The sequence below is a fragment of the Nostoc sp. CALU 1950 genome (assembly GCF_051172895.1).
Classification (GTDB): Bacteria; Cyanobacteriota; Cyanobacteriia; order Cyanobacteriales; family Nostocaceae; genus Nostoc; species Nostoc edaphicum_A.
On the sequence record NZ_JBDNJQ010000418.1, the window covers coordinates 1 to 581 of the forward strand.

Sequence of the window (581 nt, forward strand, 5' to 3'; positions counted from 1 at the left end):
TTTTTTTTCATTGCCAATCGAAGATGTTGTCTCTAGCATCTTCTTCACCATTTGTTGATTAATTTTGTTGACCAATTCAGCACTAATTCTTTCACGAAAATGTACTAACATTGATGCGACAAATGGAGTTTCATTACTATAAGATGATATGCCTACGAAGTACTGTAAATAAGGATTCTCTTTTATTTGCTCTACTGTTTCTCTGTCACTTATTCCTAGTTTTTCTTTGATTATTAATGCGCCTAATGCCATCCGAAATGACTTTGCTGGTGCCCCCATCTCTGGGGAGAATCCCGAAGAATATTCCGACTCAAATTCTCTCCAGGGTATTAAATCGGCCATTATTACCCAACGATTATCTGATGATAACTTTCCCTCAAATGGAAGCTCAAAACTTTCTGCTGAAATTGGAGTTGATTCTTCTTTTCGGTACATAGTTAATAATGATACACTATGTTAGGACTGACCACTGTGATGCAAGGATTTTGGGCTATTTTACCTTCAAGTCTTGCACCTGAATATACTTCTTTGGTCTGAGAATCTAGAGACTGTAACCTTCTCTTTTTTTTCAGCAAGCCCTA

Annotated in this window: 1 protein-coding gene; it reads right to left on the bottom strand. The window is 36.8% G+C overall.

All coding sequences use genetic code 11. From position 1 onward, the window contains the following. Nucleotides 1–435, bottom strand: a 435-nt coding sequence (locus tag ABF638_RS38260; RefSeq protein ID WP_435027932.1) for a transposase, incomplete at its 3' end; no start/stop codon positions are given. Nucleotides 436–581 lie beyond the last annotated feature (146 nt).